At 64.2% G+C, this 20,142-nt stretch carries 22 protein-coding genes; 11 read left to right on the top strand and 11 right to left on the bottom strand.

What is annotated here, in order from left to right:
• Positions 1-71: 71 nt before the first annotated feature.
• The 4 genes from ccoM to G7026_RS03305 all read right to left on the bottom strand — a co-directional run bounded on the left by ccoM (position 72) and on the right by G7026_RS03305 (position 1,478).
• On the bottom strand, positions 72-185 hold the full coding sequence (ccoM, locus tag G7026_RS22730) for a cytochrome c oxidase subunit CcoM (protein ID WP_308811753.1): 114 nt from the start codon (positions 183-185) through the stop codon (positions 72-74).
• 186 nt (positions 186-371) lie between these two features.
• Positions 372-533: a hypothetical protein gene (locus G7026_RS03315; protein WP_181069352.1), complete on the bottom strand. Its 162-nt coding sequence runs from the start codon at positions 531-533 to the stop codon at positions 372-374.
• Complete coding sequence (locus G7026_RS03310; protein WP_181069351.1) at positions 526-1,137, bottom strand: alpha-ketoglutarate-dependent dioxygenase AlkB family protein; 612 nt, start codon at positions 1,135-1,137, stop codon at positions 526-528. Before G7026_RS03310 ends, G7026_RS03315 begins: the two co-directional genes overlap by 8 nt.
• A 44-nt stretch (positions 1,138-1,181) precedes the next feature.
• Entirely contained in the window at positions 1,182-1,478 is a 297-nt protein-coding gene (locus G7026_RS03305; RefSeq protein ID WP_181069350.1) for an aspartate-semialdehyde dehydrogenase, read from the bottom strand.
• A gap of 151 nt (positions 1,479-1,629) precedes the next feature.
• On the opposite strand from G7026_RS03305, the gene rapA reads away from it, so the two are divergent.
• Positions 1,630-4,476: an RNA polymerase-associated protein RapA gene (gene rapA, locus G7026_RS03300; RefSeq protein WP_181069349.1), complete on the top strand. Its 2,847-nt coding sequence runs from the start codon at positions 1,630-1,632 to the stop codon at positions 4,474-4,476.
• Positions 4,477-4,559: 83 nt separating this feature from the next.
• Here rapA and G7026_RS03295 read toward each other — a convergent pair whose 3' ends face one another.
• The 5 genes from G7026_RS03295 to G7026_RS03275 form a co-directional block, all read right to left on the bottom strand.
• Positions 4,560-5,480 (bottom strand): CHAD domain-containing protein, encoded by a 921-nt coding sequence (locus tag G7026_RS03295; RefSeq protein ID WP_181069348.1) that lies wholly within the window; start codon positions 5,478-5,480, stop codon positions 4,560-4,562.
• A 72-nt stretch (positions 5,481-5,552) separates the two neighbouring features.
• A complete protein-coding gene (locus G7026_RS03290) occupies positions 5,553-6,815 on the bottom strand; it encodes an Hsp70 family protein (protein WP_181069347.1) in 1,263 nt (420 codons plus the stop codon).
• A gap of 259 nt (positions 6,816-7,074) precedes the next feature.
• On the bottom strand, positions 7,075-8,427 hold the full coding sequence (locus G7026_RS03285) for a spinster family MFS transporter (RefSeq protein WP_181069346.1): 1,353 nt from the start codon (positions 8,425-8,427) through the stop codon (positions 7,075-7,077).
• 100 nt (positions 8,428-8,527) lie between these two features.
• Positions 8,528-9,175: a hydroxypyruvate isomerase gene (locus G7026_RS03280; RefSeq protein WP_181069345.1), complete on the bottom strand. Its 648-nt coding sequence runs from the start codon at positions 9,173-9,175 to the stop codon at positions 8,528-8,530.
• 4 nt (positions 9,176-9,179) lie between these two features.
• On the bottom strand, positions 9,180-10,055 hold the full coding sequence (locus tag G7026_RS03275; protein ID WP_181069344.1) for an NAD(P)-dependent oxidoreductase: 876 nt from the start codon (positions 10,053-10,055) through the stop codon (positions 9,180-9,182).
• A 143-nt stretch (positions 10,056-10,198) separates the two neighbouring features.
• On the opposite strand from G7026_RS03275, the gene G7026_RS03270 reads away from it, so the two are divergent.
• From G7026_RS03270 to phnE, 4 genes are read left to right on the top strand one after another with little or no spacing between them, the layout of a single operon-like run.
• Positions 10,199-11,050, top strand: coding sequence for a putative selenate ABC transporter substrate-binding protein (locus tag G7026_RS03270; RefSeq protein WP_181069343.1), 852 nt, complete (start codon positions 10,199-10,201; stop codon positions 11,048-11,050).
• On the top strand, positions 11,047-11,844 hold the full coding sequence (locus G7026_RS03265) for a phosphonate ABC transporter ATP-binding protein (protein ID WP_308811752.1): 798 nt from the start codon (positions 11,047-11,049) through the stop codon (positions 11,842-11,844). Before G7026_RS03270 ends, G7026_RS03265 begins: the two co-directional genes overlap by 4 nt.
• Positions 11,838-12,671 (top strand): PhnE/PtxC family ABC transporter permease, encoded by an 834-nt coding sequence (locus G7026_RS03260; RefSeq protein WP_181069342.1) that lies wholly within the window; start codon positions 11,838-11,840, stop codon positions 12,669-12,671. Before G7026_RS03265 ends, G7026_RS03260 begins: the two co-directional genes overlap by 7 nt.
• On the top strand, positions 12,668-13,435 hold the full coding sequence (gene phnE / locus G7026_RS03255; protein WP_181069341.1) for a phosphonate ABC transporter, permease protein PhnE: 768 nt from the start codon (positions 12,668-12,670) through the stop codon (positions 13,433-13,435). The genes G7026_RS03260 and phnE overlap by 4 nt, the downstream gene beginning before the upstream one ends.
• Positions 13,436-13,447: 12 nt before the next feature.
• On the opposite strand, the gene G7026_RS03250 is transcribed toward phnE, so the two are convergent.
• Positions 13,448-13,762: a DUF2288 domain-containing protein gene (locus G7026_RS03250; protein WP_181069340.1), complete on the bottom strand. Its 315-nt coding sequence runs from the start codon at positions 13,760-13,762 to the stop codon at positions 13,448-13,450.
• 196 nt (positions 13,763-13,958) lie between these two features.
• Here G7026_RS03250 and G7026_RS03245 point away from each other — a divergent pair, with 196 nt between their 5' ends.
• From G7026_RS03245 to G7026_RS03225, 5 genes are all read left to right on the top strand, one after another.
• Positions 13,959-15,077: a branched-chain amino acid ABC transporter substrate-binding protein gene (locus G7026_RS03245; protein WP_181069339.1), complete on the top strand. Its 1,119-nt coding sequence runs from the start codon at positions 13,959-13,961 to the stop codon at positions 15,075-15,077.
• A 272-nt stretch (positions 15,078-15,349) separates the two neighbouring features.
• Positions 15,350-16,273, top strand: coding sequence for a high-affinity branched-chain amino acid ABC transporter permease LivH (gene livH, locus G7026_RS03240; RefSeq protein ID WP_181069338.1), 924 nt, complete (start codon positions 15,350-15,352; stop codon positions 16,271-16,273).
• Complete coding sequence (locus tag G7026_RS03235) at positions 16,270-17,517, top strand: high-affinity branched-chain amino acid ABC transporter permease LivM (protein ID WP_181069337.1); 1,248 nt, start codon at positions 16,270-16,272, stop codon at positions 17,515-17,517. The genes livH and G7026_RS03235 overlap by 4 nt, the downstream gene beginning before the upstream one ends.
• On the top strand, positions 17,514-18,281 hold the full coding sequence (livG, locus tag G7026_RS03230; RefSeq protein WP_181069336.1) for a high-affinity branched-chain amino acid ABC transporter ATP-binding protein LivG: 768 nt from the start codon (positions 17,514-17,516) through the stop codon (positions 18,279-18,281). Before G7026_RS03235 ends, livG begins: the two co-directional genes overlap by 4 nt.
• Entirely contained in the window at positions 18,281-18,982 is a 702-nt protein-coding gene (locus G7026_RS03225) for an ABC transporter ATP-binding protein (RefSeq protein ID WP_181069335.1), read from the top strand. The genes livG and G7026_RS03225 overlap by 1 nt, the downstream gene beginning before the upstream one ends.
• A gap of 53 nt (positions 18,983-19,035) precedes the next feature.
• On the opposite strand, the gene dcd is transcribed toward G7026_RS03225, so the two are convergent.
• Positions 19,036-19,602 carry a dCTP deaminase gene (dcd, locus tag G7026_RS03220; protein WP_181069334.1) on the bottom strand — a complete coding sequence of 189 codons (567 nt, stop codon included), beginning with the start codon at positions 19,600-19,602 and terminating at the stop codon, positions 19,036-19,038.
• 322 nt (positions 19,603-19,924) lie between these two features.
• Here dcd and G7026_RS03215 point away from each other — a divergent pair, with 322 nt between their 5' ends.
• Positions 19,925-20,134: a cold-shock protein gene (locus tag G7026_RS03215; protein WP_178078032.1), complete on the top strand. Its 210-nt coding sequence runs from the start codon at positions 19,925-19,927 to the stop codon at positions 20,132-20,134.
• Positions 20,135-20,142 lie beyond the last annotated feature (8 nt).

Below are 20,142 nucleotides of genomic sequence, written 5' to 3'. Positions count from 1 at the left end.
ACTTTTTCCAGGCAAAAAAAAGGCGACCGAAGTCGCCTAAATGCCTTGCGTGCTCTGTGTATCGGGCAGGATCAGCCTTGTTTCTTGCGCGAGTCCTGCCAGATGAAATAACCGACCCCACCGAAGAAGGCGAACATCAAGCCGACCGTGACCACCCCTGCGAGTACCACCTCATCGACGAACATATCTCTCCCTCCTGCGGCTGCAATGTCGCGATGGATGCAAGGTAAACCGAGGATGGCCGACGAAAATTGACCCGCGTCAATGCCCGGGCCGCTCCGCCCTCAGGCGGGGGCCAATACTGACGCAGGTCAAGAAAAAGAAGGTCGCCCGCCAAGGCTGGCGGGACGGGGCAGCGAAGGGATGGTCGTTCAGCGCTTTTTCGGCTTGCCCTTGCTCTTCTTGCGGCCTTTGCCCAGCGGCATGGCCTTTTCGAAGGCATCGCGCAGCTCGGTCAGGCGCTTCTCCTTCAGGTCATGGATGCGCTTGCCACGCTCGGTGGTGAAGTCGATGACCTTGTCGTCGTTACTCATGGCCCGGCTCCGGATCGATCAGGCGAAAGGTGAGATTGAGCCGCGGCGCCGAAACCTTGCGCGTGCGGGCGATCTGATGTTGCCAATGATGCTGTGTGGCGCCGGCCATGACCAGTAGCGAACCGTGCTCGAGCGCCTGTGAATGCGCGATGCGACTGCTGCCGCAGGGGCGCAGGTCGAAGCGTCGGGACGCGCCGAGACTCAGGGAAACCACCAGCGGATCGCGCCCCAATTCTGCCTCGTCGTCGCTGTGCCAGCCCATCGCATCCTGACCATCGCGATAGAGGTTGAGCAGCACGCCATTGAAAGGCCTGTCGACGGCGGCCTGCACCCGCTGGCGTATCTCCGCCAGCATTGGCGTCCAGGCCAGCGGCTCGTGCAGCAGACCCGAATAGCGATAGCGTGCCTGCGGGTCGCCATACCAGGCCACCAGGCGCGGCACCGGGAAGCTGCGCCCATAAAGACGCACCTGCGGCTGCTCCCAAGGCGTCCGCTCGATCAGTTCGGCGAGCCAGCGATCGGCCTCGCCGGATTCGACCCAGCCGGGCAGGTAATAGAGTTCGGCATCGGCTAGAGCCAGCCTGAAAGAAGGATCGAGGATCATGCGCGATGAAGGTTGGCGAACAGGCCTTGCATGCTACACATCGATCAGACCTCGATGTCCACCCATAGCCCCTGGCGCGGAAGTTCTTCGAGTCCGGCCTTGTCCTGCTCGTCGGTCTCGCCCTCGGCAAGCTCCTCGGGGGTATAGCCATGGCGCTGACGCCGCCGCTGTTCCTCGCGAAGCATCTCCTCGGCTTCCTGGGGGTGACGGCGATCGAGGCCCACCGCGCTTTCGTCGGCGCTCGGCTGCACCGGTGTCACGGGGGCTATATCGGGACGCGGCTTGACCACGTCCTGCTGGGCGGTCACCGGAATCACGCCGGTTGGGATCGGTGGCAACATGCTGGCTCTCCAATAGCCGCTTGATCGGCCAAGCGCACAACGACTGTAACGGTAACGCTAGACTCCGTCTGTTATCGGCTCGGCAACTGCGCGTCGCTCTTGCAACCGGGTTCCGTTACCATAGCCGGCTTTTTTCACATGGGGAGGCAGCATGGCGCAGCAGTATCTACCGGGGCAACGCTGGATCAGTGACAGCGAGGCGGAACTGGGCTTGGGCACCGTCCTCATGCAGGACGGCCGGATGCTCACCGTGCTCTACCCGGCCACTGGCGAAACCCGCCAGTACGCTGCGCGCAATGCGCCCCTGACGCGGGTGCGCTTCGTCCCCGGCGACGAGATCACCCATTTCGAAGGCTGGAAGCTCACCGTCCGCGAGGTCGAGGACATCGACGGCCTGCTGGTCTATCACGGCCTCGACGCACAGAACGCCCCCCGCACGCTGCCGGAAACCCAGCTGTCGAACTTCATCCAGTTCCGTCTGGCCAGCGACCGTCTGTTCGCCGGCCAGATCGACCCGCTGAACTGGTTCGCCCTGCGCTATCACACCCTGCAGCACCAGAGCACACAGCTGCAGTCGGACCTCTGGGGCCTGGGTGGCGTTCGCGCCCAACCCATCGCGCACCAGCTGCACATCGCCAAGGAAGTCGCCGACCGCATCGCCCCCCGTGTACTGCTGGCTGACGAAGTTGGCCTTGGCAAGACCATCGAGGCGGGCCTGGTCATTCACCGCCAGCTGCTCTCGGGACGCGCCAACCGTGTGCTGATCCTCGTCCCCGAGAACCTCCAGCACCAGTGGCTGGTGGAGATGCGCCGTCGCTTCAACCTGAACCCGGCGCTGTTCGATGCCGAGCGATTCGCCGAAAGCGATGCCAGTAATCCCTTCGAAGACACTCAGCTGGCGCTGGTTGCCCTCGAGTGGCTCAAAGGCGACGAGCGCGTCCAGGACGCTGCCTTCGCAGCCGGATGGGACTTGCTGGTCGTCGACGAAGCGCACCACCTGGTCTGGCACGCCGAAGGCGCCAGCGCCGAGTACCGCCTGGTCGAACAACTGGCTGAAGTCATCCCCGGCGTACTGCTCCTTACCGCCACGCCTGAGCAGCTAGGCCAGGACAGCCATTTCGCCCGCCTACGCCTGTTGGACCCGAACCGTTTCCATGATCTCGAAGCCTTCCGCGCTGAAAGCGCCAACTACCAGCCAGTGGCCGAGGCCGTGCAGGAATTGCTCGAAGAGGGGCGCCTGTCGAGCAAGGCGCACGAGACCATCCACAGTTTCCTCGGCGCCGAAGGCGAGGCGCTACTGGCCGCGGTGAGCGACGGCGACGTCCAGGCCAGCGCGCGGCTGATCCGCGAGCTGCTCGATCGCCACGGCACCGGCCGCCTGCTGTTCCGCAACACCCGCGCCGCGGTTCAGGGTTTCCCGGAGCGTCAGCTGCATCCCTATCCGCTGCCCTGCCCGGTCGAATACATGGAACTGCCGCTGGGCGAGCATGCCGAGCTGTATCCGGAGGTGAGCTTCCAGAGCCAGCCGGATCTGACCGAAGACTCGCGCTGGTGGCGCTTCGATCCGCGTGTCGAGTGGCTCATCGACACCCTCAAGATGCTGAAGAAATTCAAGGTGCTGGTCATTTGCGCCCATCCTGAAACGGCACTGGACCTCGAAGATGCGCTGCGCGTGCGCTCCGGCATCCCGGCGACGGTCTTCCACGAAGGCATGAGCATCGTCGAGCGCGACCGCGCCGCCGCCTACTTCGCCGACGAGGAATTCGGCGCCCAGGTGCTGATCTGCTCGGAAATCGGCTCGGAGGGGCGCAACTTCCAGTTCGCCCATCACCTGGTGATGTTCGACCTGCCGGCGCACCCCGATCTGCTCGAGCAGCGCATCGGCCGCCTCGATCGGATCGGCCAGAAGCACGTCATCCAGCTCCATGTGCCCTACCTGGAAACCAGCCCGCAGGAACGTCTGTTCCAGTGGTATCACCAGGCGCTCAACGCGTTCCTGTCGACCTGCCCGGCCGGCAGCGCCTTGCAGCACCGGTTCGGCCCGCGCCTGCTGCCGCTGCTCGAAGAAGGCGACGACGAGGCTTTCCAGACACTGCTCGACGAAGCCCGTGCCGAGCGCGAGCGCCTCGAAGCCGAACTGCATACCGGCCGCGACCGGCTGCTGGAGCTCAACTCCGGCGGCGGCGAGAAAGGCCATGCGCTGGTCGAGGCGATTGCCGAGCAGGACGACCAGTACGCCCTGCCGATCTACATGGAGGAGCTGTTCGATGCGTTTGGCATCGACAGCGAGGACCATTCGGAAAACGCGCTGATCCTGCGCCCCAGCGAAAAGATGCTCGATGCGAGCTTCCCGCTGGGCGACGACGAGGCCGTCACCATCACCTACGACCGGGAGCAAGCGCTGGCCCGCGAGGACATGCAGTTCCTCACCTGGGAACACCCGATGGTTCAAGGCGGCATGGACTTGGTGCTGTCCGGCTCGATGGGCAACACCGCCGTGGCGCTGATCAAGAACAAGGCGCTCAAGCCCGGCACCGTGCTGCTCGAACTGCTGTTCGTCAGCGAAGTGGTCGCGCCGCGCTCGTTGCAGCTGAGCCGTTTCCTGCCACCGGTGGCGCTGCGCTGTCTGCTGGACGCCAACGGCAACGACCTGGCCAGCAAGGTCGCCTTCGACACGCTCAACGACCAGCTAGAAAGCGTGCCGCGGGCCAGCGCCAACAAGTTCATCCAGGCCCAGCGCGATGTGCTCGCGGTGCAGGTCAACGCCGCCGAAAGCAAGATCGCGCCGCGCCATGCCGAGCGTGTTGCCGATGCCCAGCGCCGGCTGCAGGCCGACCTGGACGAAGAACTGGCACGCCTGACGGCCTTGCAGGCAGTCAATCCGAGCGTGCGCGACAGCGAGATCGAAGCCCTGCGCAAGCAACGCGAAGACGGTCTCGCCATGCTGGAAAAAGCCGCCCTGCGCCTGGAAGCGATTCGCGTCCTGGTCGCCGGTTGAGATTGCTCGAAGCCGGCCCCGCGAGGGCTGGCTTCAAAGCATCCTTTCTGCCGATTGCAGGAGTCCCGCAGGCTTCTCGAGATTCAGGGCTGCTCCGCTTCGACCGAGCGGGCAATCTTCCAGTACCGCTGCCAGCGCTTGACCAGTGCCTTGGGCGATTCGGCATATAGTCGACGCCCAAGCTCCAAGGCATCGCCCTGCAGCGTTGCGCGACGCATCGCGAGGTAGCGGGCGACCTGTCTGCTGGTCTCCTCGGAGCCGAACAGCTCGGGCTCCTGCGTCATCAACTGCTGCATCATCGCCAGATCGTGATCGTCGCCCAGCGCATCGGCCAGACGCTTGAGCAGCTTGCACTGGGTACGCAACACCGCCGGCCAGGCGTCCATCAGCAGGCGGGTCTGGTACCAGAGATCCTTCACCCGCTTGCGCCACTCGTGCAGCTGTTCGTCGCTGGGGTCGCGTCGGACGCGCGCGAGTTCGGCACGGCCGTCGCCGTAGGTCTTGGCCAGCCCCTCGGCGAAAAGACCGAAGCCCTTGCCCGAGAGTGGCCAATCCTCGACTTCACCGATGGTCCGCTCCAGCTCACCGATCACCTTCGGAATCTGCGCCGCGGTATCGCCCGCCTCGCTCGCGATGGTGTTGTCGGCGCGAGCCTGCAGGCGCTGGCGCACCTGCTGCATCGGCCCGGCGGAGAATGCCTGGGCGTAGTGCCCGGCAAGCGCGTCCCAGCTCTCCAGAAGGGCAGTCGCATCCCGCAGTTCGGCCAGACCTCTCCCAGCGTCACGGATGCGGCAGTTTTCCTGGGCAAAGCGCTTGCCCAGCGGCGTGCGCACCAGGCGCAGCAAGGCGCGCAGCTCCTTGAAACGCTTGCGCGCCTGATGCACGCCTTCGGCCTGCTGTTCAGGCGGCACGGACAGGGCCTGCACGGCCTTGACCAGACGACCGAGCGCGACCTTGCGCACCTCTTCGTCGGCACGATGCCGGGCGCGAATACGATAGGACATGGACACTCCCCGACGGACGGAAAACCTCTCCATGCGACACCGTAAACGCTACCGAGTGCAGCGCGGCGAGGCTCAGCCGTAGCGTTTCCTGGCTTCGATGGCCAAGCCACTGCCGATGCTGCCGAAGCGGTCGCCTTCGACATGGCGGGCGTTGGGCAGCACCTGGGCGATGCTCTGGCGCAGCGCCGGAATGGCGCTCGATCCGCCGGTGAAGAACACCGTATCGACCTCATCACTGCCGAGCCCGGCAGCCACCAGCAATTCGTCGACGGTACGGCGAATCCGCTCGAGCAAAGGATCGATGGCCGCCTCGAAGCGGTCACGCGTCAGCTCGGCGGCAAGACCCGCCTCGATCCGGGCCAGATCGATCAGATGCTCTTGAGCATCGGTCAGCGCAATCTTGCCCTGCTCCACCTGCATCGCCAGCCAGTGCCCAGCGCGCTGTTCGATCAGACGGAACAGTCGGTCGATGCCGGTCGGGTCCTGAATGTCGTAGCGCATGCTCTGCAAGGCGCGCAGCGACGCCGGCGCGTAGACGGCGTTGATGGTGTGCCAGGTGGCGAGGTTCAGGTGGGTACTGGTCGGCATCGGCGCGTCACTCTTCATCCGGCTGCCATAGCCGAACAGAGGCATCACGCCGTGCAGGCTGAGCTGCTTGTCGAAGTCGGTACCGCCGATGTGCACGCCGCCAGTGGCCAGGATGTCCGCCTGGCGGTCATCGACACCGCGCCGCTCCGGCGAGAGCCGAACCAGCGAAAAGTCGGAGGTACCGCCACCGATGTCGACGATCAGCACGCGCTCCTCGCGAGCGATCCGCGACTCGTAATCGAAGGCCGCAGCGATCGGCTCGAACTGGAAGGATACGTCCTTGAACCCCAGGGTCTGCGCCACACCCGCCAGGGTGTCGGCGGCCTCGCGATCGGCGACCGGGTCGTCGTCGACGAAATGCACCGGACGGCCCAGCACCACCTGCTCGAACGCCTGGCCGGCCTGCGCTTCGGCGCGCTGCTTGAGCGTACCGATGAACAGCCCGAGGATATCCTTGAATGGCATGGCGCTGCCGAGCACGGTGGTCTCGCTCTTGAGCAGCTTGCTGCCGAGCAGGCTCTTGAGCGAGCGCATCAGCCGCCCTTCGTAACCCTCCAGGTATTCGGCCAGGGCCTGGCGGCCGTAGACCGGACGGCGCTCTTCGAGGTTGAAGAACACCACAGAGGGCAGAGTCAGGTCATCGCCCTCCAGGACGATCAAGGGCTCGGCATCGGGGCGCCACCAGCCAACGGTGGAGTTCGAAGTGCCAAAGTCGATACCGCAGGCGCGGGCAGGTGTGGTGTGCATGGACGGACTGCCAGAAAAAACGGCCGCGCAGTTTATGCGAGCCCGCCGGCAAATGCAGGCCAATCGTCGCGTTGGTTACTCGTCGTGTCCTGAGTGAAGGGAACAGCAGCTCGCAGGACAAGAGCTTCGCGGTCAAGACTGCGAGCTTTTCGCTTTCGACTGAGACACCAATCGCATGAAACCGCTTGCTGAACCCCGTGCGACCAACGCGACTCCTGCCGGAAAAGCTGGCAGCGAGCCGCACGGCGGGATCGAGCCGTCAGGCCAGGGCGGCCTCGGCTTCAGCGGCGCTGGCGGACTGGTCCATGCCATCGGTCATCCGCTTGGCGTCCTGGCAGAAGGTCCGAGAGGCCTGGAACAGGAACAGCATGGTTAGCAGCAGCGAGGCCGGGATCAGGTACATGGCGCCATGCAGACCTTCGGCGCGGAACGCCTCGGCCATCTCGGTCGCACCGGCGGCCAGCATCGCCGCTTCGGCGAAATGATCCGAGAGCAACCCCACGACCACCGTCCCCATGCCGCCACCGAGCAGATACAGCCCCGCGAAGAACAACGCCATCGCCGTGGCACGCAGGCGCGGCTCGACCACATCCTGGATCGCTGTGTAGACGCAGGTGTAGAAGTTGTAGGAAAACAGCCAGCCGATACTGAACACCGCGACGAACACGCCGACCTCGATGCGCCCGGCCAGCAGCGCATAACCGGTGGCGAGCGTAGCCACGGCCATGCTCGCCGCCGCGAAGATCAACCGTCCACGGGCAAAACGCTGATGAATCTTGTCGGCGACCCAGCCACCGAGGGTCAACCCGATCAGCCCGGTCAGACCGACGATGATACCGGTGGCGACGGAGGCCTCCACCAGCGGTACGCCGTGATAGCGCATCAGCAGCGGAACCATGAAGGCGTTGCAAGCATAGGTCGCGAAGTTGAACGCCAGCCCGGCCATCACCAGCCACCAGAAGGTACGGATCGCCAGCACCTTGCGAACCGGCTGCTGGACAGGCTCCTGCGAGACCTTTACCGCTTCGGCCGCCCCGCGCTGCGGCTCGCGGATGAAGAAGATGAATACCGCCAGTAGCAGCCCCGGAATCGCCGCGATGAAGAAGGGCGCTCGCCAGCTACCGAAGTATTCCACCATCGAGCCGATGGTGAAGAAGGCCAGCAGCAGGCCCAGCGGCAGGCCGAGCATGAAGATGCCCATCGCCCGTGCGCGTTTGTGAGCGGGAAACAGATCCCCGATCAGCGAGTTGGCCGCCGGGGCGTAGCTCGCCTCGCCAATGCCGATGCCCATGCGCACCAGCAGAAAGCTCCAGAAGTTCCAGGCGAGCCCGTTGACCGCGGTCAGTCCACTCCAGGCGGTCAGGCCCCAACCCATGATCTTGCGCCGCGAACCGATGTCCGCCATGCGCCCCAGCGGTACACCGGCGATGGCGTAAACGATGGTAAAGGCGGTACCGATCAGGCCGAGTTGGAAATCGTTGAGGCTCCACTCCAGGCGGATCGGCTCGGCGATGATGGCCGGAATGGTGCGGTCGAAGAAATTGAACAGATTGGCCAGAAACAGCAGGAACAGGACGCGCCAGGCGTTAGCGGCTTGGGTGGATGGCTGCATGGAGGGTCGCTCTCGATTGTTCTTGTAATGCCGGCGCTGTGCCCGGTTGTTACCCACTCTAGAGCGCCTTCCATAGGCTGTCTGTGAACATTCGCCGGGCTTATGCCGGGCGATGCGACCCGCTAGCCAACAGCGCCTCCGCGCCTCGATAGCCGAGCCCTAGCCAACCCTGATAATCAGCAGAGCGCAGCGCATCGAGCAAGGCCGTGCCCTTTTCCCCTGTGGGTAGGCGACACAGCTGCAAATAGCCGATACAGCCGGAGAGCAGCTCTATTGCAGCGCGGTCTTCAGGCTCGCCGGACAGATCGAGCTGCACACGGCAATTGGGGTGATCGACCTGCTCGACCAGCGCCAGCAGCCCGGCGAAACCGCTCGGCTGCGCGGAGTCGTCACGGCACAACACGCCGATGCCGAGCAGTGCGAAGGCCTCGGCTGCCCTACGCAACTGCGCCTCGGCCGTGGCAGCTGAAAGGGCCTCGACCTCGACGCTGATCTGTTGCGGGCGAAGCATCGCAGAGTCGGTCAATGCCCGTTGCAGCGCCGACTCGAAGCCGTCCACGGCCACGTCCACTGCCAGACGTGCCAGCGGTAGAGCAGCCCGTTCGAGCGCTTGCGCCAAGCTGATCGTCGCGACGCTTAGAGGATGGCGCAGCTCCACGCCATCGAAACCCACCAGGCGCGCGGCGAGCACACGCTCGGGCAGTGGTCTGTCACCGAACAGGACGTCGAGATTGGCGGCGATCTTCATCAGGTCACTCCCGGTAGAGTTGCACCAGCGTGGCTGGGTCCTGGTCCAGATTGCCGCGACTGCCATGCAGGCGCAGCAGCTGCGCTGCCATCCCACTCATCGGCGCGGCAGTGCCCTGTTCGGCGCAGAGGCGCACGGCGGTTTCGATGTCCTTGACCAGTGTGCGCACGTGCCATTTGATCGGCTCGAAGTCGCTTTCGGCCATCTGCGGCGCCAGGATCTGTAGTGGCTTCGAGTCGGCGAACCCGCCGGCCAGTGCCGGGGCGAGCTTGCCGGCGTCGACCCCGGCACGCTCGGCGAGCGCGACGACCTCGGCGATCACCAGCGCATTGCAGGCCACCAGCATCTGGTTGCAGGCCTTGCTCACCTGCCCGCTACCGACCGGTCCCATGTGGGTCAGGCGCTGACCCAGCTGCATCAGCACCGGCCGTACCCGTTCGATGTCGTCGGCCAGGCCGCCCGCCATGATCGCCAGCGACCCGGCCTCGGCGCCCGCAGTTCCGCCCGATACCGGCGCATCGACCCAGCGCATGCCGCACCGCGCTTCCAGCTGCGCAGCCATCTCCCGGGTCGCGGCCGGCTCGAGACTTGAATGGTCGACCAGCAGCTGACCCTCCCGCCCTGCTTCGGCGATACCGCCGGGGCCGAACACCACCTCGCGCACCACCGCGGTGTCGGCCAGGCAGAGCAATACGATGTCCGCCTCGCACAAGTGCGCCGGTCGCTCGACCTGTGCCGCACCCAGCGCCACCAGCGGCGCGCATTTTTCCGGAGAGCGGTTCCATACCCTCAGCGGAAAGCCCGCGGCGAGCAGGCGACGACACATCGGCAGGCCCATGAGGCCGATGCCGGCAAACGCGAGAGAAGGCAGTGCGGACATGGATCGCCTCGTCGAATGGGAAACCCCCAGTCTAGCCCGCCGGGGACGCGACTCGCCAAGCCCGGTGGCAACGCTTGCCGTAATGCACCTCTGTGCCTCTATAATCCGCGCGCTTTTTCCGCTATTGAACCGGAGAACCCTCAATGCTAAAGCACACTCTGGCAGCCGTTGTCGGCCTTGCCGCATCCCTTTCGTTTGTCACCTCCCACGCCGCTGACACCCTACGTGTATCGGCCATCCCTGACGAAGCGCCTACCGAGCTGATCCGTAAGTTCGAACCGCTAGGCAAGTACCTCGAGCAGGAACTGGGCATGCCAGTGAAATTCATGCCGGTCTCCGACTACGCCGCCGTCGTCGAATCGCTCGCTTCCGACCGCCTCGACATGGCATGGCTCGGCGGCTTCACCTTCGTCCAGACCCGCCTGAAAACCGGCAACGCCATTCCCCTGGTTCAGCGCGAGCAGGACGAGCAGTTCACCAGCAAATTCATCACCGCCGACCCTGAAGTCAAATCGTTGCAGGACCTCAAGGGCAAGACCTTCGCGTTTGGTTCGGTCTCCTCGACCTCGGGCAGCCTGATGCCGCGCTACTTCATGATCAAGGACGGCATCGAGCCCGAGAAATTCTTCAAGCGCATCGCCTACTCCGGCGCGCATGACGCCACCGCCGCCTGGGTCGAGGCCGGCAAGGCCGACGCCGGCGTGCTCAACGCCTCGGTATGGGACAAGCTGGTCGCCGCTGGCAAGGTCGACACCAGCAAGGTCCGCGTCATTTCCACCACACCGCCCTACTATGACTACAACTGGACGGTGCGCGGCGACCTCGATCCGGCACTGGCCGAGAAGATCAAGGCCGCTTTCCTCGCCCTTGATCCGGCGAACCCGGAACACAAGAAGATCCTCGATCTGCAGGCCGCCAGCCGCTTCATCGAGACCAAGCCGGAAAACTACGAAGGCATCGAGGAAGCCGCGCGCGCCGCGGGCCTGTTGAAGTGATCCAGCTGTCCGGCGTGGGTCTTACCCACGCCAATGGCCACCCGGCGTTACGGAGCATCGACCTGGCCGTCTCGGCCGGTGAACGCGTGGCGATCATCGGCCCCTCGGGCGCCGGCAAGACCACCCTGCTGCGCGTGCTGGCCACCAGCCTCAGGCCGGACCAGGGTCGTCTCGAGCTGCTCGGCAGCGAACCGTGGTCGCTGCGCGCCTCGGCGCGTCAGAAGTTGCGTACCCGCATCGGCTTGATCCACCAGGCACCGCCGCTACCGCCTCGCCAACGGGTGGTGACGGCGGTACTGGCGGGTCGCCTGGGCAGCTGGTCGTTGCTGCGCAGCCTCACGAGCCTGGTCTACCCGCTGGACCGTAACGGCGCGGCCGATGCGCTGGGCCGGCTGGACCTGGCGGACAAGCTCTATCAACGCTGCGATCAGCTGTCCGGCGGCCAGTTGCAACGCGTCGGCATTGCCCGAGCACTGTATCAGCAGCCTGAACTGATTCTGGCCGACGAACCGGTCTCGGCGATGGACCCGGTGCTTTCCGCCTACACCTTGAGCGTGCTCAACGGGGAAGCCCAACGGCGCGGCGCGACGCTGCTGGCCAGCCTGCATGCCGTGGAACTGGCGCTGGCGCACTTTCCCCGGATCATCGGCGTACGCGATGGTCGCATCCTGTTCGACAAGCCGGCCGAGCAGGTCACACGCGAGGAACTGGATCGGCTCTACGCCAACGACCAACTCGATGCCGCGCCCGTCATTTCACCTGCCGCTGCGCCACTGAACATCCCCCGATGCTGAACCCCGAACTGACCCGGCGCGACCCTGCCGCGCTGCCGCGCCTGGCGTTGACGCTGCTTGCCGTGGCGCTGCTCTGGCCAGGCATCAGACTCAGCGAGCTGGACCTGCCAGTCCTACTCGCCAGTAGCAACCTGTCGACCATGGGCCAGTTCCTTTCGGGCTTCTGGCCGCCGGAACATGGCCAGGAATTTCTTGCCCTATTGTTCAAGGCGACTTTGGAAACCCTGGCGATCGCCACCGCCGGCATGACCCTCGCCCTGCTGATCGCCGTGCCCGGAGCCCTGCTGGCCACCCGCGCGCTGTCGATCAGCGCCCTCGCCCGCGGCGGCCGCCCGGCGTGGTGGGCACAAGCGCTGCGCTGGCCGGTGCGTGGCCTGCTGATCGTCCTGCGCAGCGTGCCGGAAATCGTCTGGGCGCTGCTCTTCGTACGGGCGGTGGGGCTCGGTCCGACCGCTGGCGTACTGGCGATCGCGATCACCTACAGCGGCATGCTCGGCAAGGTCTATGCGGAAATCTTCGAATCGGTCGATCCGCTGCCGACGCGCGCCCTGCTCGGCGCCGGCAGCTCGCGACTCGCCGCCTTCGCCTACGCCGTGCTACCCCAGGCGGCCTCGGAGATGCTGTCATATACGGTGTACCGCTGGGAGTGCGCGATCCGCGCCTCGGTGGTGATGGGCTTCGTCGGCGCCGGCGGACTGGGCCAGCAGATGGACCTGTCGATGCGCATGTTCGCCGGCGGCGAGGTCGCCAGCATGCTGCTCACCTTCCTGCTGCTGGTCCTGCTGGCGGACCTGCTCAGCCGTGTTCTTCGCGAGCGACTGACGTGAAAGTCCTGGCCCGCCTGTTCCTCCCGCTGTTACTTGTCGTAGCGGTTGTGGCGTCGTTCGTTTTTCTCCAACTGGAGGTGACGGCTCTTTTCAGCCGCGACAGCCTCAGGCAAATGGGACAATACGCCCAAGGCTTCCTGACACCCGACCTCTCGCCAGACCACCTCGCGGCCATCGGTCACGCCACGCTCGAGACGCTGGCCATGTCGGCGATCGGCACCCTGCTGGCCGCCGTGCTCGGCCTGTTGCTGGCGTTGCCGGCCTGCGGACGCTTCGGCGTCATCGCCCAGGCCGCCTCGCGGTTACTGCTTAACGCGCTGCGCGCGATTCCCGAGCTCGTCTGGGCGGCGCTGATGGTCCTGGCGGCGGGCCTGGGACCGAACGCCGGCACGCTGGCCCTCGCACTGCACACGGCCGGCGTGCTTGGCCGACTGTTCGCCGAAGCACTGGAAAACACGCCGGCCGAGCCGAGCGAGGCCCTGCGGATGGCCGGCAGCGGACGCATCGCCGCGTTCTGCTACGGCACGCTCCCGGCGATCTGGCCGCAACTGATCGCCTACATGCTGTATCGCTGGGAGAACAACATTCGCATGGCCAGCGTGCTCGGCTTCGTCGGGGCCGGCGGCCTCGGGCAGATGCTCTACATGAGCCTGAGCCTGTTCCAGGAAGCCCAGGCCTCGACCGTGATCATCGCCATGCTGCTGATGGTGCTGGCGGTGGACGCCCTCAGCGGTTGGGCTCGCCAGCGCTGGGTACGCCGCTAGCGAAGCACCGTTTCAGTGCACAACCTCGGCGCGCTCGCGTTGCTGCACCAGCACCCAGGGCGCCACCACCACCGCCCACAGGGTCGGGTCCTGCTCCAGCCACAGCCTGGCCTGCTCTTCGCCGACCTTGGCAAGCGCGCCGCTGGCGAGCCAGCGGCCGATCCGGGCCGAATCGTCCTCGGCCACGGCGGTCGCCACCTCGACCAGATCCGCATCCGAGGCCACGTGCAGCAACGCCCCGCGCGCAAAGAACGGCTGCAACTCGGCCCAGCTGATCACGGCCGTCTCCCCCAGCAGTTTGGCATAGAGCGTGCTTGCTTCATCCATCTTGGGAACCTCGCCTCAAAAGGGCGCCATGATAAACCTGACCGGGTTCCCATGAAGCATGATCAGCCGACTGGGCAAACGGGTAGAGTCCGCTCTACACTGTACCGGTACAGTTGCCGGGACGTTTGGGGGCGTTCTGACCCTTACGCGACCTCAGCCTGCAGGATCAAACAATAACGATGCATGTGGAGCACGTATGAAGACCAAGCGGAGTCTGTCCAAACTTTTTGTGGCCATTGCCTTAACCGGAGCCGCTGGGTACAGCCTGGCAGCAGACACGATCAAGATCGGGATGGCGGGCCCGGTCACCGGTGCGGTGGCTCAGTATGGGGAAATGCAGTTCGTTGGCGCCAAGATGGCCATCGAGCAGATCAACAAGGCCGGTGGGGTGAACGGCCAGATGCTCGAAGGCGTGGTCTATGATGACGCTTGCGACCCCAAGCAGGCCGTCGCGGTGGCTAACCGCATCGTCAACGACAACGTCAAGTTCGTCGTCGGCCACCTCTGCTCCAGCTCCACCCAGCCTGCCTCGGACATTTACGAGGACGAAGGCATCCTGATGATCACTGCCGCCTCGACCAGCCCGGAAATCACCTCCCGCGGCTACGAGCTGATCTTCCGCACCATCGGCCTGGACAGCCTGCAGGGCCCGACCGCCGGCAACTTCATCGCCGACCACATCAAGCCGAAGAACGTCGGCGTGGTCCACGACAAGCAGCAGTATGGTGAAGGCATCGCCACCGCCGTGCGCAACACGCTGCAAAGCAAGGGCGTGAAAGTGGGCCTGTTCGAAGGCATCAATGCTGGCGACAAGGATTTCTCCTCGCTGATCGCCCGCCTCAAGCGCGACGGTGTGGACTTCGTCTATTACGGCGGCTACCACCCGGAGCTGGGTCTGCTGCTGCGCCAGGCGAAGGAAAAAGGCCTGGACGTACGCTTCATGGGCCCTGAAGGCGTCGGCAACAAGGAAATCTCCGCCATCGCCGGCCCTGCCTCCGAAGGCATGCTAGTGACCCTGCCCAAGTCGTTCGACCAGGATCCGGCCAACCAGGAACTGGTGAAGGCCTTCGAAGCGAAAAAGGAAGACCCTACCGGTCCGTTCGTGTTCCCTGCCTACTCCGCCGTCCAGGTCATCGCCCAGGGCATCGAGAAAGCCGGCAGCACCGACACCGACAAGGTGGCCGAAGCGCTGCGCAGCAACGCCTTCGAAACCCCGACCGGCACCCTGGAGTTCGACGAAAAGGGCGACCTGAAGAACTTCAACTTCGTGGTCTACGAATGGCATCAGGACGGTAGCAAGTCGGAAGCCAAGTAGCCCCGAGCAATGCCTCCACGAAGCCCACTGTCCGCAGTGGGCTTTGTTTTAGCTGATCGGGACGGCTCCGCCACAAGCACTCGAGCCCCCGTATAACACCTACAGCCAAAACGAGCGGTCCGGACAACGGACCCGCCTCGAACCAGGACCGTGCGCCACCCGCACGATCCCCTGCACAGCCGTGATGCCGCACGAACTGCGGCGTGTTCGAGACGGAGCCAGCCGTCCCTCGCCCTTCGGCAGCGGTATGCAGGGATTTCAGGAGAGATGTGATGCCTGAGCTTTACCACTACCTACAACAGCTGATCAACGGACTCACCGTTGGCAGCACCTATGCCTTGATCGCCATCGGTTACACGATGGTCTACGGCATCATCGGGATGATCAACTTCGCCCACGGCGAGGTGTACATGATCGGCTCGTACGTCGCCTTCATCGCCATCGTCGGCCTTTCCATGATGGGCCTCGATGCGCTGCCGATCCTGATGGTGGGCGCCTTCGTCGCCAGCATGATCGTCACCAGCGCCTACGGTTACAGCATCGAACGGGTCGCCTACCGCCCGTTGCGCGGCAGCAACCGGCTGATCCCATTGATATCCGCCATCGGCATGTCGATCTTCCTGCAGAACGTCGTGCTGCTGGCCCAGGACTCGCGCGACAAGGCCATTCCGAACCCGATGCCCGGCAATCTGGTGCTCGGTGAAAGCGCCATGAACGGCGTGACCATTTCCTACATGCAGGTGCTGATCTTCATGGTCACCATCCTGGCCATGTGGGGCCTGTCGATGTTCATTTCCCGCTCCCGCCTGGGTCGAGCCTGCCGAGCCTGCGCCGAAGACCTGAAGATGGCCAACCTGCTGGGCATCAATACCAACTCGATCATCGCCCTGACCTTCGTCATCGGCGCGGCACTGGCTGCGATCGCGGCAGTGCTGATCGGCATGCAATACGGCGTGATCAATCCGCACATCGGCTTCCTTGCCGGCATCAAGGCCTTTACCGCCGCCGTGCTCGGCGGTATCGGCAGCATTCCCGGCGCCATGCTTGGCGGCCTGCTGCTGGGCGTCGCCGAAGCCTTCGGCGCGGACATCTTCGGCGACCAGTACAAGGACGTGGTGGCGTTCAGCCTGCTTATCCTGGTGTTGCTGTTCCGCCCGACCGGTATTCTCGGCCGTCCGGAGGTTGAAAAGGTATGAGCAAGAACCTCAAGACCGCCCTGTTCAGCGCCCTGCTGGTGGTACTGGTCTCCTACCCGATTCTCGGTCTCAAGCTGACCACCGTAGGCATTCGCCTGCAGGTCCAAGGCGCCGATACCCGCACCCTGCTCACCATTGCCGGTGCCGCCCTGCTGATGTTCGTTTGGCAGCTGTTCCGCCATCGCTTCGGTGTCTGGGGATTTAGCAGCCTGCCGAACATGCCCGGTGGCCTGAAGAACAGCCTCACCCTACCCTCGACCCAACGCTGGATCATCCTCGCGCTGGTCATCATCGGGCTGATCTGGCCGTTCTACGCCTCGCGCGGTGCGGTGGACATCGCGACGCTGATCCTGATCTACGTGATGCTCGGCATCGGCCTGAACATCGTCGTCGGCCTCGCCGGCCTGCTCGATCTGGGCTATGTGGGCTTCTACGCCGTAGGTGCCTACACCTATGCCCTGCTCGCCGAGTACGCCGGGTTCGGTTTCTGGACCGCCCTGCCGATCGCGGGGATGATGGCCGCGCTGTTCGGCTTCCTGCTCGGCTTCCCGGTGTTGCGTCTACGCGGTGACTACCTGGCGATCGTGACGCTCGGCTTCGGCGAGATCATTCGCATCCTGCTGCGCAACCTGACCGACATCACCGGCGGCCCCAACGGCATCGGCTCGATCCCCAAGCCAACGCTGTTCGGCCTGTCGTTCGATCGTCGCGCGCCGGAGGGCATGCAGACGTTCCACGAGTTCTTCGGCGTGGCCTACAACTCCAGCTACAAGGTGATCTTCCTCTACCTGATCGCCCTGCTGCTGGTGCTGCTGGCGCTGTTCGTGATCAACCGCCTGATGCGCATGCCGATCGGCCGCGCCTGGGAAGCGCTGCGCGAGGACGAGATCGCCTGCCGCGCACTGGGATTGAACCCGACCATCGTCAAGCTCTCGGCCTTTACCATCGGCGCCAGCTTCGCCGGTTTCGCCGGCAGCTTCTTCGCTGCCCGCCAAGGCCTGGTGACACCGGAATCCTTCACCTTCATCGAATCGGCGATGATCCTCGCGATCGTCGTGCTCGGCGGTATGGGTTCGCAGCTGGGGGTGATCCTCGCGGCGGTGGTCATGGTCCTGCTTCAGGAAATGCGCGGCTTCAACGAGTACCGCATGCTGATCTTCGGCCTGACCATGATCGTCATGATGATCTGGCGTCCGCAGGGTCTCCTGCCGATGCAACGCCCGCACCTGGAGCTTAAGCAATGAGCCGACCGATACTCGAGGTCAGCGGCCTCTCGATGCGCTTCGGCGGCCTGTTGGCCGTGAACAACGTGGGCCTGACCGTACATGAAAAGCAGGTGGTCTCGATGATCGGCCCGAACGGCGCCGGCAAGACCACCGTGTTCAACTGCCTGACCGGCTTCTACAAGCCCACCTCCGGCAGCATTCGCCTGGACGACGAGCAGATCGAAGGCCTGCCAGGCCATCTTATCGCCCGCAAAGGCGTGGTGCGCACCTTCCAGAACGTGCGCCTGTTCAAGGAGATGACCGCGGTGGAGAACCTGCTGGTCGCCCAGCATCGCCACCTCAAGACCGGCTTCCTCTCCGGGCTGTTCAAGACCCCGGCGTTCCGCCGCAGCGAGCGCGAGGCGATGGACTTCGCCGCGCACTGGCTCGAGCGCGTCAACCTCACCGAAGTGGCCAACCGCCCTGCCGGCACGCTCGCCTATGGCCAGCAACGGCGCCTCGAAATCGCCCGCTGCATGATGACGCGTCCACGCATCCTCATGCTCGACGAGCCGGCGGCGGGCCTGAACCCGCGCGAAACTGAAGACCTCAAGGCACTGATCGGCGTGCTGCGTGACGAACACAACGTCACTGTGCTGCTGATCGAGCACGACATGAAGCTGGTGATGAGCATTTCCGACCACATCTTCGTGATCAACCAGGGCACGCCCCTGGCCGACGGCAGCCCGGACGCGATCCGCGACAATCCCGATGTGATCAAAGCCTACCTGGGGGAAGCGTGATGCTGTATTTCAACAACGTTTCCACCTTCTACGGCAAGATCCAGGCGTTGCACGACGTCAACGTCGAAGTCCGCAAGGGCGAGATCGTCACCCTGATCGGCGCCAACGGTGCCGGCAAGTCGACCCTGTTGATGACATTGTGCGGCGCGCCACAGGCGGCCAGCGGCACCATTCGCTTCGAGGGCAACGAGCTGGTCGGGTTGTCGACGTCCGAGATCATGCGCCAGGACATTGCGGTAGTGCCCGAGGGGCGGCGCATCTTTGCTCGCCTGACGGTCGAGGAAAACCTCGCCATGGGTGGTTTCTTCACCAGCAAGGCGCATTACCAGGAGCAGCTGGACAAGGTGTTGCAGCTCTTCCCTCGCCTGAAGGAGCGCTACCAGCAACGCGGCGGCACCATGTCCGGGGGTGAGCAGCAGATGCTCGCCATCGGCCGCGCGCTGATGAGCAAACCGCGCCTGTTGCTGCTCGACGAGCCATCGCTGGGCCTGGCGCCCATCATCATCCAGCAGATCTTCGACATCATCGAACAGCTGCGCGAGGACGGCGTGACCATCTTCCTGGTCGAACAGAACGCCAACCAGGCGTTGAAGCTGGCTGATCGTGGCTATGTGCTGGAGAACGGGCGCATCGTCATGCAGGGCACTGGCGAGGAGCTGCTGGCCAACTCGAAGGTTCGCGACGCCTATCTGGGCGGCTAAAGGCAGACATGAAAAAGCCGGGCAATGCCCGGCTTTTTCATGTCTGGAATCCATCAGGCTCGCGGCAGGGTCACGCCGCGCTGCCCCTGGTACTTGCCACCGCGATCGCGGTAGGAAACTTCGCACTCCTCGTCCGACTCGAGGAACAGCATCTGGGCGACGCCCTCGTTGGCGTAGATCTTCGCCGGTAGCGTCGTGGTGTTGGAGAACTCCAGCGTCACGTGGCCTTCCCACTCCGGCTCGAGCGGCGTCACGTTGACGATGATGCCGCAGCGCGCATAGGTGCTCTTGCCCAGGCAGATGGTCAGCACGTTGCGTGGAATGCGGAAGTACTCGACGGTGCGCGCCAGTGCGAAGGAGTTAGGCGGGATGATGCAGACGTCGCTCTTGATGTCGACGAAGCTCTTCTCGTCGAAATTCTTCGGATCGACGGTGGCCGAATTGATGTTGGTGAACACCTTGAATTCGTCGGCGCAGCGTACGTCGTAGCCGTAACTGGAGACGCCGTAGGAGATGAGCCGATCGTTGCCTTCACTGCGTACCTGACGCTCGACGAAGGGCTCGATCATGCCGCGCTCCTGGGCCATGCGGCGAATCCACTTGTCCGATTTGATGCTCATGGCAGGCGTCCTGATTGGCTGACGGGAGAAAAACGAACGCGCATCTTACCGAGCCATGCGCCGCTGTTCAAAGCCGCTCGCGGTCACGACAACGGCGTTGTCCGTTAGTTGCCGCCGCCCTTATGCAAGAAAGTGAAAATAAAGCTCGCGCGGACGCCAGAAAAGCGTATTGTGTATGTCAGCTGCTGCTGCATGTGTCACCGTGAATCGCTACATGTTTAGATTTCGATCCGATCATTGCTACGACTCCTAACTCCTTGCGCTCAGTCCTGGTTCGGGCTTTACCCGTACCCCATCATCTTCCGTTCAAGGAGACATAAAAATGTCCAATCGCCAAACCGGTACCGTTAAGTGGTTCAACGATGAAAAAGGCTTCGGCTTCATCACTCCGCAATCCGGTGACGACCTCTTCGTACACTTCCGTGCCATCCAGGGCGACGGCTTCAAGAGCCTGAAAGAAGGCCAAGCCGTTTCCTTCGTCGCTACCCGCGGCCAGAAAGGCATGCAAGCTGAGGAAGTTCAGGTTATCTAACCTGCACT

This window comes from Stutzerimonas azotifigens, from assembly GCF_013522725.1.
Classification (GTDB): domain Bacteria; phylum Pseudomonadota; class Gammaproteobacteria; order Pseudomonadales; family Pseudomonadaceae; genus Stutzerimonas; species Stutzerimonas azotifigens_A.
Note: the sequence above shows the minus strand (reverse complement) of the source record. Positions and strands in the feature narration are given on the sequence as shown.